This is a genomic window from Pyxidicoccus trucidator, assembly GCF_010894435.1.
Lineage (GTDB): Bacteria > Myxococcota > Myxococcia > Myxococcales > Myxococcaceae > Myxococcus > Myxococcus trucidator.
The window spans coordinates 105703-119160 of sequence record NZ_JAAIXZ010000014.1 but is presented as its reverse complement, the minus strand read 5'-3'; the positions used below and the strand labels follow the sequence as shown (position 1 = coordinate 119160).

The following is a 13458-nucleotide window of genomic DNA, read 5'->3' as shown; positions in this document are numbered from 1 at the left end:
TCAACCCATCACCCGCGCGAGCACCGCCTCCAGCTCGTCCACGCGGAAGGGCTTGATGAGCCGCGGGTTCTTCACCTGCTCCAGGAAGCGCTGGGCCCCGTCCGTGAAGGCCCCGCCCGTCATGAAGACCATCCTGAGTGCCTGCTCGGGAACCGCGACGGACACGGCCTCGAAGAGCTGCTCGCCGGTCATCTCCGGCATCATCAAGTCACAGAGGATGACATCGAACGGAGGCCCCGCCTGGATGCACTCCAGGGCCTCGCGGGCCTTCAGGGAGCGCGTCACGTCATGCTCCTCCTCCAGCAGCATCCCCAGCGTCAGGACCAGCTTCGGCTCATCATCCACGATGAGGATGCGTCCCCTCCGGGTGGGCCGCTTCGGGAGGCGGGGTGAAGGCAGCTGGGCAGGCGGGCCGGACACGGCGGGCGCCGCCGGCAGCCGGACGCGGAAGAGGCTGCCGAGTCCCGGCTCGCTCTCCACCGTGAGTTCACCGCCCATGCGCGTCACCAGGCTGTGGCTGATGCTGAGCCCCAGCCCCAACCCCTGGCCCTCCGGCCGGGTGGTGAAGAAGGGGTCGAAGATGCGCTCCAGCCGCTCCGGCGGAATGCCCTGGCCGGTGTCGCGCACCTCCACCACCACCGAGCCCGGCTCATCCCGGATGACGACGCGAATCTCATGCTGACTCGCATTTCCCACAGGAATCGCACGCGCCGCGTTCACCAGCAGGTTGAGGAACACCTGCCCCAGCCGGCCCTCGTTGGCCAGCACCCGCGACACCTCCGTCTCGTCCCGAACGAGCCTCGCGCGATGGCGGATCTCCCCCTGGGCCATCCGGACGGAGCGCCCCAGCACCTCGCGCACGTCCACCCGCTCCTGACGTTCCTCCTCCGCGCGGGCGAAGGTGTGCAGGTCGCGGACGATGGAGCGCAGCTGCTCGGTGCCCACGGCCGCGTCCACCAGCAGCTCCTGGACCTCCTTCTCCACGGCCCCGGCGGTGCGCTCCCCCATCCGGAGGCGGGCCAGCTCCAGGCACTGGCCAATGAAGGCCAGGGGGTTGTTCAGCTCGTGCGCCACCCCTGCCGCCAGCGTGCCCAGCGACGCCAGCCGCTCGGCGAGCTCCAGCCGGGACTGCGCTTCGCGCAGCTCGGTGAGGTCGACCAGGGCCACCCGGCACACCTGGCCGCCTTGCGGCGCTCCGCTCGGAAAGGGCGCGGTGTGCAGCCGGACCTCCGCCCGGCTCCCCGCGAGGCGCAGCCTCACCTCCAGGCTCCCCACCTTCCCCTCCACCGCGCAGTGGCGCACGTGCTGGAGGAACCGGGCCGAGTCCGCCCCCTCGACGAAGGGCGTGAAGGGCTGGCCCAGGAGCTGGGGGCGCTCCCGCTCCAACATCGCCGCCGCCGTGAGGTTCAGCTCCTGGATGCAGGCCCGCGCGTCCAGGGTGAGATACGCCACGGGGGCGAAGTCATAGAGGTCCACGTAGCGGTGGTGGGACTGCTCCAGCGCCTGCTGGGCTTCACGCAGCGCGCGGTTCTGCATCTCCAGCTCTATCTGGTGGCGTTGCAGCTCCTGCACCGTGGCGGTCAGCGCGTCCCGAGCGACCCGCACCGGCTCCAGCTTCTCAAGGGCGCGAACCAAATCCGCCTTGGACATCTGTGCGAAATGGCTCATCCATCCCCCCAGGGCAGGAACACCCGCTACCGGTGTACTCTCACCTGCCCCCGAGTGCCATCCGCCGGGAGCGATCCCGGCCGCACTACGTCCTGCCCGTGACATCCTCGATGGACAGGAGAATCCGCCCCGGGCGCGAGGCATCGCCGACGAGCTTCCGGGCGTTGAGGAGCATCCGCTTCGCGCCGATGTGCTCGAAGACGTGCTCCACGGAGAAGTCCCGCAGCTGCAAGTCCCGGGGGAGGAGCTCCTCCAGGAGCTCGCGAAGCCGGAAGATGTTCCACTGGCCGTTGCCCAGGTCGTAGACGCGGTGGCCCTCCGTCTGCTCCCGCGTCACCTGGAACGCCTGGTAGAAGGCGGGGTTGGCGGAGACCACGCGCAGCGAGGGGTCCAGGAGGAGGAACGGCTCTCGCTGCGTGTCCAGGATGGCCTGCGCCAGCTCCCTCGCCTGCCGGGCTTCGTCCAGGCTGCGCTTGAGCCTGTCGATATCCAGCACCGTCATCACCGCGCCGTCGATGCGCCTGTCCGCCGTCTTGTAGGGGCGCAGCCGGAGCTGGAACCAGCGCCCCCCGGCGTCCTGGACCTCGCGCTCGGTGGTGACGAGCGTCTCTGTCACCTCGGCGATGGCCGCTCCCAGGTCCGCGGGGAACAGCGGGGACTTGAGGTCCCGCAACGGACGGCCCAGGTCTCCGGATGACAGCTTCAGCACCGACTCCGCCATGGGAGTGAAGCGGCGGATGCGCAAGTCGCTGCCCACCATGACGGTGGCGATGTGGGCGCTGCCCAGCAGGTTGTTCAGGTCGCTGTTGACCTGGCTCAGCTCCGCGTTGCGGTTCTCCAGCTCCTCGTTGACGGTGGTCAGCTCCTCGTTGGTGGCCTGCAGCTCCTCCTTGGTCGTCTCCAGCTCCTCGTTGGTGCTCTGCAGCTCCTCGTTGGAGGACTGCGCCTCCTCGCTGGCGGCGCGCAGCTCCTCGTGCGCGGTCTCCTGGTCGTCCAGGAGCGCCTGGAGGTGCTCGCGCGTGGTGGCCAGCTCCTCGCGCAGTGAGTCCGCTTCCGAGGCGTCCCTGGGCGACGCCTTCCGACCTCGCGTGGCCCTGGGGGCGGGAGCCGGCTCGTGGACCTCCTCGAAGAGGATGAGGAAGTAGCGCTCGCGGGTGCCGGAGGAGGCCCGCAGCGGGCGCACGTCGATGTTGACCCGCCGCTCGCGCTTTCCCTCGGTCAGGCGGACGCGCTCGCGGCGCACGCGGCTGCCCTGCCGCTTCGCCTGTCTCACCGCGGTGCGCAGCTCCAGCGTGAGGTCCTCGCGCGCCATCTTCAGGAGCTGGAGGCTCGCCGCGCCCGGCAGCGGCTCGAGGTAGTCCCCGGTGTGGCCGCGGAAGTTCACGATCTCCAGCTCGTCGTTGACGATGACGCCGGGCGGCCCGTAGTGGGCCAGGACGATGCGGTCCGCTTCCCGCTGCGGGTCGGGCGGCGCCAGCATCGGCTCGCGGGCGAGCAGCAGTCCGTCGTGCGGATGGGCCCGTGGCTCCCTTGGGGGAAGGAAGGACCCCGCGCGGGAGGCGACGGCCTTCTTGCGATAGGTCTTGTGCCCCTTCTCGTGCAGGGAGAACAAGTCGGCCGCGGCGCCCACCGACTCCGAGGAGCCGAGCAGCAGGAAGCCCCTCGGCTTGAGCGCGTAGTGGAGCGTGGCCAGCACCTTCCGCTGCAGTGCGGGGCCCAGGTAGATGAAGACGTTGCGGCAGCTGATGAGGTCCAGCCGTGAGAAGGGCGGATTGCTCACCACGTCCTGCCGGGCGAAGACGCACACGCTCCTCACCGGCTTGGCGACCTGATAGCCGCCGGGGGCCTGGACGAAGAAGCGGCGGAGGCGCTCGGGCGAGACGTGCTCGGAGATGGACTCCGGGTAGACGCCGGCGCGGGCGCTCTCAATGGCGGCCTCGCTCAGGTCGGTGGCGAACACCTGGAGCCCCGGTGGCGAGGGCACCGTGGCCAGGACCTCCAGGAAGCAGATGGCGATGGAGTAGGCCTCCTCCCCGGTGGCACAGCCGGGCACCCACACGCGCAGCGGCTCGTCCGGAGAGTGCCTGTGGAGCAGCTCGGGGATGAGGTCGAGCTTGAGTGACTGGAAGGACTCCGGGTCCCGGAAGAAGCTCGTGACGTGGATGAGCAGATCCTGCCGGAGCGCGTCCATTTCCGCGGGGTGTGCGTCCATCCAGGTGACGTAGTCGGAGAGCCGCTCCATCCCGCACTGGGCCATCCGCCGCGACAGGCGGCGGAAGATGGTCGTCGGCTTGTACTGGGCGAAGTCCACGCCGGTGGCGACCTTCAGCCGGCCAAAGAGCTGTCCCAGCGCCTCGGGCTCGCTCGAGAAGTCCGGTTCGGCGGAAACGGAGGTGGGCAGCGGCGCCTCCGGAGGCTGGCGCAGGAACAGGAGGGCCTGCCCGAGTTCCTTCAGCGGCAGCGCGCGACCGACGGCGCCCTCGGCCGACGCGCTCTGGGACATGCCCGGGAAGCGCGCGGAGTCCGGGGCCTGGGCCAGGGTGATGCCTCCGGCGTCCTGGATGGCCTTCATCCCCTGGGTGCCGTCCGAGCCCGTCCCCGAGAGGATGACCCCCACGGCCCGGGGGCCCTGCTCGCGTGCGAGCGAGCCCAGGAAATGGTCGATGGTCCGGGGTAGCCCCGGGCCATGCGGACGGGGGACGAGCCGCAGCCTGCCGTCCTGGAGCGAGGGGAGCACCGCGGGCGGAATGACATAGACGTGGTCGGCCTGGACTTTCTGGCCGTCGCTCGCCTCGACGATGGGCAGGGGACTGACCCGCGCCAGCAGGACCGTCAGGTTGCTCTCGTGGGTGGGTGACAGGTGCTGCACCAGCACGAAGGCCATTCCCGACTGTCTCGGCAGGTAGCGCAGCAGCTCGCGAAAGGCCTCCAGCCCGCCGGCGGAGGCGCCGATTCCCACCACGGGGACGCCTTCCGCGGGGGCCTTGCGACGGGTGCGCCTGGACGTGGCGGGAGCTGCGCGGCCCTTCTTCTTCACTGGCTTGCGGCTGCTCAAGGGGCGCTCCGGGGTGCGGTGTCCGGCGAGGCCTGGCGACCGTCCGTGGGCGCAGCATACGCGCCGGGCTCCCGGCGTGACTGCGCGAACCCGACTCCTTCAGGTGAGCACGCTGACGCAGGTGTGCCATAACGCGTGCGGACCTGCCTGCCGGGCAGCCCTGCCTTCTTCCGGAGCCTTCATGACGCGGACCCTCGGCTGTGTGGTGGCGTTGCTGCTCTCGTTCCTCTCGGCGCCCGTCCTGGCCCAGGAGGCCGCCGCGCCCGGTGGCGCGCCTCCGGACGTGGAGGCCACGCACATCGCACTGCGAGCCCTCAAGCAGGACATGGAGGACGCGCTCAACAAGCAGGACGTGGACCGGATGCTGACGCACCTGCACCCGGACGTCGTCTTCACCACCATGAACAACGACGTGCGCGTGGGCAAGGAGGCCATCCGCGCCTACTACGACGAGATGATGCGCGGGCCGAACCGCGTGGTGGAGAAGGTCACCGCGAAGTTCGAGGTGGATGACCTCACCCGCCTCTACGGCAACACCGGCATCGCCCGGGGCTCGTCCAAGGACCACTACGTGCTCACGGACGGCACGGACATCGTCATCGACAGCCGGTGGACGTGCACCATGGTGCGCGAGGGCGACCGCTGGCTCATCGCCGCCTTCCACTACTCCACCAACGTGTTCGACAACCCGCTGCTCTCGAAGATGAAGAACTACGGGGCGGGGCTGCTCTCCATCGTTGCGATTGGCGCGCTCCTCGCCGGCTTCGTCATCGGCCGGACGCGGCGCCGGAAGGCCACGGCCTGAGCCGGGCCGCGTCGCGAAGGAAGGGCATGCGGCGGGGGAGCCGCTTCGCCCAGAAGCTCTCGATGGAGCGGTGAAACAGCCGCAGCAGTGGCACCCCGGCGCGCCCTTCGAGGGCGGCCAGCTCCACCGAGCAGCAATCCAACAGCGTGCGAGCACGGGCGTACTCCCCCACCACCCACGCGCGCCCGGCGGCCGACGCGAGCAGCGCGTCGCAGTCCGAAGGGTCCGCCCCCTCGGTCCTCACCTCCTCCGCCACCTCGGCCGGCACGTTGTAGAGCCCCTGCGCCAGGTCCTCGCGCAGGTCTCGCAGGCTGGAGCACCAGCCGAACGCGTCGATGAGCGCCGGAGCATCCGAGGCACGCACTCCCGCCCCGGCCACGTGCAGCATCAGGTCCACGGAGAGCCGGAACGTGTCCCGGTGCTGCGCACGGAGCGCCTCGGCGCCGAGCCACCGCCGCCCGAGCACCCGCTCCCGGTCCGCGCGCATGGTGCGCATGAGCTGGAAGACGTGCCCCCGCGCCTCCCGGTCTTCCAGACTGGCCAGCAGCACCCGTCCCAGCGTGGCCGCCGTCCCGGTGTCCTGCGCGCGCCCCGTCTCCAGCTCCACCAGGAGCGCGTCCACCCAGTCGAGCGGCTCGCCCTCGATGCGCCGGTCTCCGTCCAGCACGTCGTCCACGAGCTGGAGGAAGCAGAACCCCACCCGGGCCACCCGCGCGGCGCGCCACCACCGGCCCAGCGAGTAGCGATAGAGCGCCAGGGCAATCAGCGCGTAGCGCAGGTGCCGCCGGGAGAAGCGGAACAGCTCCCGGGCACAGAGCGCCTCCACGTGGAGCGCATTCAAGAAGTCCTCACGGCGGGCCCGGGGCGCGACGAGCCGCCACGTCCACCAGGCCAATAGCGCGCCCGCCACCACGTCCACCAGGTGGTGCTCGTGGATGAGCAGCGTGGACGCGGCGATGCCCGCCGCCCACAGCCCGAACACCGTCCGCGCCAGCCAGCCCGAGCGCTCCGCATATGCCAGCGCGGCGGTGCACGCGAAGGCCACGTGGAGCGACGGCAGGTAGTTGCGCTCCAGGTTCATCGTGTCGGCCAGGAAGAAGACCTCGGCCCAGCCGCCGTGCACGACGCGAGCGGGCCAGGCGACCTCCACGGGCAGCACCAGGAAGCCCACCGCGCCCACCACCGTCTCCACGCACAGCGCGAGCGCGAAGGGCACCATGTCCCGCCACGTGCGGAAGACGAGCAGCGACAGCAGCAGCAGCACGTCCATGCTCACGTAGACCGCCGCCCACGCGGGGACGAACGGGATGTGCCGCTCGAACGGCAGCTCCACGCGGAGGCCGCCGGAATAGAAGCCCGTCACCCAGCTCGCGCCGCCGTACACGGCGAGGAAGAACAGCGCGAAGCCCACGGTGAGCGAGCCGGTGAGGACCAGCTCCTCCCGGCGGGGCAGGCCGAACAAGGCGGGGCGCGGGCTCATCGTGTTTCCACCGAAGCGGGAAGCGGCCTGCGCTGGGGCAGACCGAACAGCACTGAGCGCTGGCTCATGGCTCCTCCACCGTGACGGGCAGCGGCCGGGGCCCGCGCCACATGGACAGCCAGACGCGAAGGTACGACGGACGGGGCACACTCGAATCCACGTAGCGCTCCAGGTGCAGCCACGGCACATGGGGATGCCGGTGGTGCGCGCGGTGGTAGTGGTAGTTGAGGAACAGCCACCGCACGGGCGCGGCCACCCGCAAGTCCCACGCCCCATCTCGGACGTGCAGCGGAGACCACGCATGGTCCGCGTACTGGAGCCCGCTCCAGTTGACCGCGAAGGCCGCGTAGCACAGCGCCCACCCCGTCACGGACAGGTCCAGCGCCACCATGAGCCCGGCCTGCACTGCCACCGCCAGCAGCACCTCCCAGCGGATGGCGGCGCCAGGCGCATCCTCCAGACGGCCCAGGTACGCGTCCGCGCCGGTCTGCTCGCCATAGCGGGTGCCGGTGCCGCGCAGCCGATGCAGCAACCCCGGAACGAGCGCGAAGGCCACCGCGCCCACCGGCACGAAGAGCCAGTAGAGGCCGCTGAGGATGGAGTACCACTGCGCGCGCTTCAGGAAGCGGTTGTCCCCGGGCCGGAAGTAGTCGAACTGCTCCAGCCGCGTCCGGTTGTGGCGGTGGTGGTTGAGGTGGAAGGCCCGCTGCATGGTGAAGGACGTCGGAAACAGCGCCGCCGCCACGCGCCCGAGCCCGTCATTCACCCGGCGCGATGGGTGGAGCACCCCGTGCGTCGCCTCGTGGAGCAGCGAGAACACGGTGTTGTTCACGAAGGAGAACCCCACGGCCGCCAGCAGCCGCACGGCCCACGTGTCCGCGTGCGAGGCCAGCCACAGGCACCCGGCGCCCACGGTGAGCGCGGAGGCCAGGAGCACGACGTTGAGGGTGGCGGGGATGGACGTGTCCCTACCCTCGCTCGTCATCGCGGTCCTCGGGCAGGCTGGCGGTGAAGTCCAACAACTGCTTCAGGACGGGGTCCTCCGCGGCGCCGACCGCGTTGAAGCGCATGTCATGGAGCACGGACAAGTCCCGCCGCAGGAAGGACGTGAAGAGCCACCGGGACACCGCGAGCGACAGCCTGTCCATCCCCGGAACCCGTCCCCGGCGCGCGGCGAAGGCCAGCCGCACGGACAGGCCCTCGGGCGTCTTACGGAAGCCGGCGACCAGGGCGCTCCGCGTCCGTCCCAGGTCGCTCTCCACGGAGAGGAGCGTCCCGCCGTGCAGCGTAATGGTGACGCCGATGCGGTTGCCGGACAGCGTCTTCATCAGCCAGTCACTCGGCCCGGAGCCGGTGACGCGCGAGGTGTAGCGCAGGCGCAGGGTGAACGGGTCCGGCCGCTCCACCACCGGAGCCTCCCGCAGCTCGCGGTGGTGCACGGTGCGCAGGTGCTCGATGTCGAAGGAGTTGGCCAGGACGGGCAGCCAGTCACAGCGCACGGTGACGGCGGGCCCGGCACGCCACATCAGGTCCGCGGCGCCGAGCTCCGGCGGTGGACAGAGGACCACCGGCCCGTTGAAGACGAGGATGGCGCCAAAGCGCTCCACCACGGGGAACGGCCGCTGCCCGGACCTGGCGCCCACGTCGGCCTGACAGGCGCCGCTGCCGTCGAAGCGCCAGTGGTGCAGCGGGCAGCGGAGGCAGTCCCCCACCACGGTGCCGCCCGCGAGGTGGGTGCCCATGTGGGCGCAGTGGGCGGACAGCGCATGCACGCCGCCGCCCTGTCCCCGGAAGAGGACCAGCTCCCGCCCGCCGAGACTCCAGCCCATCACCTGCCCGCGCCGGAGCGACTCGGACGGGCACACGAGGTGCCACGCCCGGAGCCGTCCCAGCTCGGGTTGACGGACCGGATCCGCCCACGCCACGACATTCACCGCCATGCGGAGAGGCTATCGGACGGGGCCCTCCGGTGGCCACCCACACCGTGACTGTCTGTCAGCGCGCGCTCACGCCGCGGGACGGAACATTCCTTCCAGCGCGGGCTGCCACCGGGAGCGGAGCGCCTCGACGGCGGGAGCATCCAGCCCCCAGGTGAGCAGGCAGACCCAGACCCGCACCTCGCCGTCGCACCCGTTGATGTCCACGGTGAAGCGCGCGTCGTTCCAGTTCTTCACGGTGATGCCGAGCGCACGAGGCGGCATCCACAGGTCCACCTCCCCTTCCAGCGCCTCGCCCGTGACGGAGCGGGCCTTGAAGGTCCGCTCGCCGGTGCGCTCCAGGCCGAGCACGCCCGGCCCCAGCAGGCACTGCCACGCCTGTTCCAGTCCGACGTTCCCCACTGGCACGGGCACCATCACCTGCTGCCCGGGAGCGCCCGGATGCCGCTCCAGCATGTGCTTGAGGTTCTGGAAGAACACGGACCAGCCGCGGTCCAGCGAGTCGTACTCGGCATCCCAGTCCGCGCCCTCGCCAAAGCCGGAGTGCACGAGCCGGAGCGTCGTCTCACCGCCCTCGCCTTCCACGTACCAGTCGGTGGCGACTTGAGGCCGGGCGGGGTTGCTCGTCCGGAAGTGCGTCCCCTGCTCCCAGACGTCGATGCGCTCCTCGCCCGCCATGCCCGGCCAGCTCAGCCACACGAAGCCGCCGACGCCCGGCTTCACCTTCGCGTCGAGCGCGAACCAGCGGACAATCTGGTCGGCCTCGGTAATCGCGCGCCAGACGGCGTCGCGAGGGGCCTTGATCTTCACCTGCTTCTCGAGACTGCGCGTCTTCTCCTGGCTCACTCGGGGCTCTCCTTCTCGGGGGCGGCTGCGGGGTGGACGCCGAGGAAGAGGCGGTAGTGGCGCCCTCCCTCGACTCTTTCATCGTGGTAGCGGGCGACGAGGCGGCCGACGGTGTCCGCCAGCTCCTCGGCGAAGGCATGTCGTGCCTTCGCGTTGGCGAAGCGCACGTCGGCCTGGAGGGAGAAGGTCGGCAGCGTCTTGCCCGCCTGCTGCGCGCGCTCTCGCAGGGTGGCCACCTCCCTCACGCTCCGGGCCGCGACGGCGATGAGGTAGGCCGACGAGAAGCGGTCCACCGCGGCGGCGGGGTCCGGGGCCAGCGAGGCCAGCGCCTCGGCGGACACGAGGTACGCGCGCGAGCTGGCCTTCACCAGCCGCTCCACCACGTTGCCCTTGCGGCGCTCCTCGACCAGCTCGACCAGGCCCTGCTGCTCCAGCTCGCGCAGGTGGTAGCCCACCTTCTGCCGCGACGTGTCCAGCTCGCGCGAGAGCGCCGCCGCCGTGGTGGGCGTCGCGAGCCGCTCCAGGATGCGCGCCCGCATGGGCCGGGCCTTCGCCGCGCTGCTGTCCTTCGCCATGCCCGACTTCTAACGCCGACAAACTTCCTTGGTCAAGACAAAGAAAGTTTGTCGGTGGGCCACGGACTTTGTCGGGGGTGGGCTGGATCCGGAGCAACCGGCCTGCTGTCCTACGCGCCATCCGATGACGGTTGGCTTCGGGAGCTGGAATGAGACGGAAGACACTCGCTCTGGTGGCTGTGGTGGCGGTCCTCGCTGGCCTCGGGCTCTGGTGGGCTGGCGGCACGGACAGCGGCGGCCCGGCGTCACCCGGGCCCGCCCAGACGGCCTCGACGTCGGCGCCTCGGAGCCCCGCTCTCCAGAACGACGCAGGCGGCGATGCGCAGCGTGGCGCGACGCCCGGCGACCTCGCGAAAGACGGAACCCCGCGCATCGCGGAGCCGATGCGCGAGGAGGAAGGCACCCTTCGCACCGAGGTGCTCACCGCCTCGGGGCCACGGGCGGGAGCGCGGGTGACGCTCTACCTCCGGGAGCTCGTTGCTTCCCGCGCGGGACGGCCCGACTGGTTCGTGGCGGGCACCGGCGTCACCGATGCGGCGGGAGTCGTCGTGCTCCCCGCGAGACCGGGGCACTACCTCGTCACCGCCCGGGCGGACGGCCTCGCCATCGCGCGAGCCCACGTCACCCGGCCCCGAGGCGAAGCCCTGACTTCGGTGCGGCTCATGCTCGACGCGGGAGTCCTTCTCGAAGGCGCCACCGTGGAGCGGGGCTCGCGGACCCCCGTACCGCTGGTGGAGCTCACGTTGACGCCGCGCTCGTCCCGCCATGACGTCGTGCAGCCCACCGCGCTGTGGATGGGGGCGTCGATGCCGGAGGAGGAGCAGCACGCCACCACCAGTGACGGCCGCGGCGACTTCCGCTTCCAGGGACTGGCGCCGGGCGAGTACCAGCTGGACGCCCGGGCGCCGGGGCGCGCGCCGAAGCGGCTCGGGCGTGTGCACGTGCCCTCCTCCGGGCTCACCGTCGAGCTGGAGGGCTCGGCCTTCCTCGAGGGGTTCGTGGAGCTGCCCGACGGAGAGCCGGCCCTCGGGGCACGGGTGGTCGCCTCCGGCACGGGAGACGCCGTGCAGACCGACACCAGCGAGGGCGGAGGCTTCTCGCTCGACGTTTCCCCCGGCGTGTACCAGGTCTCCGCGAGCCAGGGAGCGCTGACGGGCGCGGCACCGTCGCGAGTCGTGGTGGGTGCGGGAATGACGGCCCGCGACGTCCGCATCCGCCTGGGGGCAGCGGCCTCACTCACAGGCCTCGTGCGGCGCAAGGGCTCGGGTGAGCCCATCGGCGGTGCGAACATCTCCATCACCCCGGGCGCCCTCACCTTCAGCCTGGACGACACCCAGGCCGAGGTCGCCAGCGCCGTCTCCGGAGCGGACGGACGGTTCGAAGCGGGAGCGCTCGCGCCGGGGCTGTACTCGGTGACGGTGCGGGCCCGGGGCTTCAAGACACTGATGCGGAGCGGAGTGAGCGTGCTGGACGGCCAGCGTTTCGACCTGCTTGCCGAGCTGTCCGCGCACGGTCGCATCGAGGGCACGGTGGTGGACGGGGACGCGAAGCCCCTGGCGGGCATCCAGGTCACCCCGGAGACGCGCTGGCGCATGGCGCCGCTGGAGGGCGCGCTCGTCACGGTGACGGATGCGCAGGGCGGCTTCGTCCTCGAAGGGATGCCCCCGGGAGAGGTGTATGTCGCGGCCCGCCGCCCCGGCAGCGAGACGCATGTCCGCGAGCCAGTGAAGGTCCTCCCGGGAGAGACGAGCCGCGTCCGCCTCCAGCTCACCGGGGAGGGCCTGCTCGAAGGCACCGTCCGGCTCCGGGGAGGCCGGGTGCCCCCGAAGCCCGTCACCGTCTCCGCCCTGCGGGCGGGCGCCCCCTACACCGAGGCCGTGAAGGTCGCGGCCACTCCCGACGGCGCCTGGTCGATGCGAGTACGCGCGGGCCGCTACACGCTCACCGCCTGGATGGCGGACTCCGCCAGCCAGAATAGCGACCAGGAGAAGGTCGTGGAGCTGGAGGCCGGAGGCTCGAAGCGCGTGGATTTGGAGGTGAGCGAGCCGAGCAAGCCCATCGTCGTCACGGTGCTCGAACCCAACGGCGCGCCCAGCGTCGGCGCCACGGTGATGGGCAGCGAGCCCGGCAAGTACGAGGTGCTCCTGGAGGACGTCACCGACGCCTCCGGACAGGTGACGATGGTGGCGGACTCCATCGGCGGGCCCGCGGTGCACTTCTGGGCCACCAACGGCGGACGCCGGGGAGACCTGCCCTCGGTGCCGTCGACGCGCACGGCCGTCACCCTCCAGCTCACGGCAGGAGGACGCCTGACGGGCACCGTCCGCTCGGGAGGAGGCCGCGCCGTCGAGGGCTTCCGGCTGGTGGCCACCGCCCTCCGGAGCGACGACGACTTCCTCACCCGGCAGGAGCTGGACTTCGCGGGAGACCGCTTCGTCGTCGAGGACATGGTGGCGGGACGGGTGGCCCTCACCGCCACGCTGCCGGACGGCCGCGCCGGGAAGGCGGAGGCCACCGTCACCGCTGGCGCCACCGCCCAGGTGGACCTCGTCGTCGAGGCGGGAGGCAGCCTCTCCGGCCGGCTGGTCGACGCCTCAGGTGCGCCCCTCGCGGGCGGCTTCGTGGACGTGGACGGAGTCTTCTCGCCGCAGGTGGGCGCGGATGGGCGCTTCCGGGTGGAGGACCTCGCGCCGGGTCCGCACCGTGTCATTGCGTGGGGCCGCGGTGGGCAGCTCGCGGACCGGCAGGTGACACTCACGTCCGGCAAGGCGGAGGACCTGGGCGACTGGCGCATGGGTCCGGCCCGGGTGGAGCCTGGGCGCCTGGGGCTCCACTTCGCGATGAGCGGGGACGACGTCACCGTGAGCTGGCTGGCGGAGGGAGGCCCGGCCGCGTCACTGCGCCTGGGTGACGTGGTGAAGGCCATCGACGGGGCCTCCGTGCACGACCCGGGCGAGGCCCGCCACCGTGAGCTGGGCGCGCCGGGCAGTCCGGCCACGCTCCTCATCCTCCGCGAGGGACGCGCCACCCCCGTCACCCTCAACCGCGCGCTGTGACTCGTGGAGCGGCGGTGTGCGAGAGCGTCGCCGCCG

General features: G+C 71.5%; 9 protein-coding genes. 2 read left to right on the top strand and 7 right to left on the bottom strand.

Translation table 11 applies throughout. The annotated features are described in order from the left end of the window. Complete coding sequence (locus tag G4D85_RS33200) at positions 1–1668, bottom strand: ATP-binding protein (RefSeq protein WP_164018081.1); 1668 nt, start codon at positions 1666–1668, stop codon at positions 1–3. Positions 1669–1753: 85 nt separating this feature from the next. Continuing rightward, entirely contained in the window at positions 1754–4723 is a 2970-nt protein-coding gene (locus G4D85_RS33195) for a chemotaxis protein CheB (RefSeq protein WP_164018080.1), read from the bottom strand. Between the two features lie 181 nt (positions 4724–4904). Here G4D85_RS33195 and G4D85_RS33190 point away from each other — a divergent pair, with 181 nt between their 5' ends. After that, positions 4905–5528: an SgcJ/EcaC family oxidoreductase gene (locus G4D85_RS33190; protein WP_164018079.1), complete on the top strand. Its 624-nt coding sequence runs from the start codon at positions 4905–4907 to the stop codon at positions 5526–5528. On the opposite strand, the gene G4D85_RS33185 is transcribed toward G4D85_RS33190, so the two are convergent. From G4D85_RS33185 to G4D85_RS33165, 5 genes are all read right to left on the bottom strand, one after another. Continuing rightward, on the bottom strand, positions 5491–7008 hold the full coding sequence (locus tag G4D85_RS33185) for a phosphatase PAP2 family protein (protein ID WP_164018078.1): 1518 nt from the start codon (positions 7006–7008) through the stop codon (positions 5491–5493). The two genes, G4D85_RS33190 and G4D85_RS33185, sit on opposite strands and share 38 nt — an antisense overlap. Before the next feature lie 64 nt (positions 7009–7072). Further along, a complete protein-coding gene (locus tag G4D85_RS33180) occupies positions 7073–7993 on the bottom strand; it encodes a fatty acid desaturase (protein ID WP_164018077.1) in 921 nt (306 codons plus the stop codon). Continuing rightward, a complete protein-coding gene (locus G4D85_RS33175) occupies positions 7977–8948 on the bottom strand; it encodes a Rieske 2Fe-2S domain-containing protein (protein WP_164018076.1) in 972 nt (323 codons plus the stop codon). The genes G4D85_RS33180 and G4D85_RS33175 overlap by 17 nt, the downstream gene beginning before the upstream one ends. Before the next feature lie 66 nt (positions 8949–9014). Next, the gene (locus G4D85_RS33170; RefSeq protein WP_164018075.1) at positions 9015–9791 is read right to left on the bottom strand and encodes an SRPBCC family protein; all 777 of its coding nucleotides are present in this window, start codon (positions 9789–9791) and stop codon (positions 9015–9017) included. Continuing rightward, entirely contained in the window at positions 9788–10366 is a 579-nt protein-coding gene (locus tag G4D85_RS33165) for an ArsR/SmtB family transcription factor (RefSeq protein WP_164018074.1), read from the bottom strand. Before G4D85_RS33165 ends, G4D85_RS33170 begins: the two co-directional genes overlap by 4 nt. Before the next feature lie 149 nt (positions 10367–10515). Here G4D85_RS33165 and G4D85_RS33160 point away from each other — a divergent pair, with 149 nt between their 5' ends. Next, positions 10516–13422, top strand: coding sequence for a carboxypeptidase regulatory-like domain-containing protein (locus G4D85_RS33160; RefSeq protein WP_164018073.1), 2907 nt, complete (start codon positions 10516–10518; stop codon positions 13420–13422). Positions 13423–13458: the final 36 nt, after the last annotated feature.